At 62.1% G+C, this 2,638-nt stretch carries 2 protein-coding genes; both read right to left on the bottom strand.

Annotation, left to right across the window (positions count from 1 at the left end):
• Positions 1–93: 93 nt before the first annotated feature.
• Positions 94–849: an IS21-like element helper ATPase IstB gene (istB, locus tag ACQKE4_RS20510; protein ID WP_427390083.1), complete on the bottom strand. Its 756-nt coding sequence runs from the start codon at positions 847–849 to the stop codon at positions 94–96.
• Between the two features lie 14 nt (positions 850–863).
• The gene (gene istA / locus ACQKE4_RS20505; RefSeq protein WP_289109332.1) at positions 864–2,408 is read right to left on the bottom strand and encodes an IS21 family transposase; all 1,545 of its coding nucleotides are present in this window, start codon (positions 2,406–2,408) and stop codon (positions 864–866) included.
• Positions 2,409–2,638 lie beyond the last annotated feature (230 nt).

Below are 2,638 nucleotides of genomic sequence, written 5' to 3'. Positions count from 1 at the left end.
TGCGTATTCCGGCGAACGTGACCGGTCATTCCGGTGATCGTGATCGATTTGCACACGGCCTTCACGCTGGAGAGAGTTTTGTACGCTGAGCGGTCACGATGGGTCAACCGATTCCGTTTTTTGTGCGTTGGTTTTTCTCAGTGATTCCCCTTTCAGATTGAGTCGGTGAGCGCCGTGCAGGAGCCGATCCATGATGGCGTCTGCCAGCGTGGCGGAGCCGATGTAGTCATGCCAGTGCTCCGTGGGTAACTGGCTGGCGATGAGGGTGGAGCCCCGCCCGTGTCGGTCTTCGATTACTTCCATCAGGTCCTGCCGCTGCTGCGCCGTGATCTTCTGCATGCCCCAGTCATCCAGGATCAGCAGGTTGGTCTTCAGCAACTGGTTCATCAGCCGACCGTAGCTACCATCACCGTGCGCGATGCGCACCTGCTCGAACAGGCGCGGCACTCGCAGGTAGCGCACCGAGAGGCCTTGCCGGCAGGCCTGATTGCCCAGGGCACAGGCCAGCCAGGTCTTGCCGCAACCGGTAGGCCCGGTGATGCACAGGTTCAGGGACTGGCGGATCCAGTCGCTGCTCGCCAGGCCCGCCATACGCGAGCGTTCCAGTCCCCGGGGATGACGGTAATCGATGTCTTCGATGCACGCCGGCACGCGCAGGCGGGCGGCCTTGAGCAGCCGGTCCAGCCGACGGTTTTCCCGGTGCAGCACCTCCCGATCCACTAACAGGGCCAGGCGTTCCTCGAACGCCAGGTCGTGGGTTTCCGGTTGGGCGCGTTGTTGTTCCAGGGCATCGCCCATGCCCGTCAGCTTGAGGTGGCGCAAGGTATCGAGGGTGTTGTGCGTTAGCATACGTTTCTCCGGGATCAGTGGTAGTAGTGGGGGCCGCGAACGTTGGTGTGAACCGGCAGCTCGGTCAGTTCCGGTGGCTCCTCGACCAACGGCAGCGGTAACTGATCCAGCCCCTGCTTCAGGATCGAGGTGATGCTCTGGTAACTGGCGGAGTGGATGGCCAGCGCCCGGGCACAGGCCTGCTCCAGGCGATCACGACTGTAGCGCCGACTAAGGTTCAGAAGTCCCAGGCAGGCGCGGTAACCATGTTCCGGATGAGGCCGATCCTTGAGCTGCTTCTGCACCACGCCCAGCGTGCCGGGGCCGATGTCATTGGCCCAGTTCAGGAACCGTCCCGGTGACCAGTTCTGATGGGCCTGGTGCGATTTAGGCATGTGTTCAGTCAGGGTGGCGAAGCGGCCCTTACCATGACGAGGATGTAGCGCCACTCGCTGCCCTTTGTGCATGACCTCCACGGAGGTGTCGGTCACCCGAACGTCCAGCTTCACCCCCACCAGGGCGTGGGGCACGCTGTATAGCCGCTTCTCGATCTCGATGTGATAGTCGATACCCGGCCGTGCCTTACGCCACTCGGCGTAGGTGTAGGGCGTGGCGGGGAGTGGTCGTAGTGCCGGTCGGTCGAGGGCATCGAACAGGCTTTGACGACTCTCTGTCCGTCCTTGGAACGGGCGTTGGTTCAGCGCTGGTAACAACGCGGCGATGGCGGCGTTCAACTCGGCCAGAGAGAAGAACGTCTGGTGCCGTAACCGGGCCAGGATCCAGCGCTCGACCAACAGCACGGCGGCTTCAGCCTTTGCCTTGTCCTTGGGCTTGTAGGGACGCGCGGGCAGCACCGCCGTCTGATAGTGAGCAGCCAGTTCAGCGTAAGTCTCGTTGATCTTCGGGGTGTAACGGTCCGCCTTGGTGACCGCTGCCTTGAGGTTGTCCGGAACCAGCAGTGCCGGCACCCCGCCGAAGAACGTCAGCATCCGTTGGTGGGAGGCGATCCAGTCCGGCAGGCTCTGGCTCCCGGTGGCCTCGGCGAAGGTGTAGCTGGAGGCGCCAAGCACGGCGACAAAGACCTGGGCCTGACGCATCTCTCCGGTGCTCCGGTCCACCACCGGCACGGTCGGTCCGCAGTAATCGATAAAGACCTTCTCGCCGGCTCGGTGAACCTGGCGCATGCTGCGCCGTTGCCGCCCCCGCCAGAGCCGGTAGTGGTGGCAGAATTGGCTGTAGCGGTAGGCCTTGTCGCCGTGGCGTTCCGTGTACTCGGCCCAGAGCAGTTGCAAGGTAACGCCCTTGGTCTTGAGTTCCTGGTGGACCTGGAAGTAATCCGGCTCGGCAAAGCGTGAGGGCGGTGCCTTGACGGGGAACAGCCGTACTTCCAGCCAGGCCTCATCAGCATCCTCGGGCAACGGCCAAGTGATGCCCTTCGCCTGGGCCTGGCTGACGTACTTGCCGACCACGCCTTTGGAGAGACCACAGGCGCGGGCAATGCGGTCGTGGCTCAGGCCTACTTCGTGCTTGAGGCGCAAGACCTCGATGATCTGTCGCATGGAAATCCTCGCAGCCGGCATCCGCACTTCCTCGTGATGAAAAAGAAGGGTATGCCGAATAAAGTTGAAGAATTCCAGCGTGTTGGATGTGATTCCGGGGGAACGTGACCGATGATTCCGGCAACGTGACCGGCGATTCCGGAAAACTGCCCAAAATCGGTCACGATAAAACGGAATGCGCGGTCACCATCATCCAGAACAGACGGTCACGTTCAAACGGAATGGGCGGTCACGATAGGGCGGAATACGCA

The organism is Halomonas sp. NPDC076908, from assembly GCF_050269715.1.
Taxonomy (GTDB): domain Bacteria; phylum Pseudomonadota; class Gammaproteobacteria; order Pseudomonadales; family Halomonadaceae; genus Vreelandella.
Note: the sequence above shows the minus strand (reverse complement) of the source record. Positions and strands in the feature narration are given on the sequence as shown.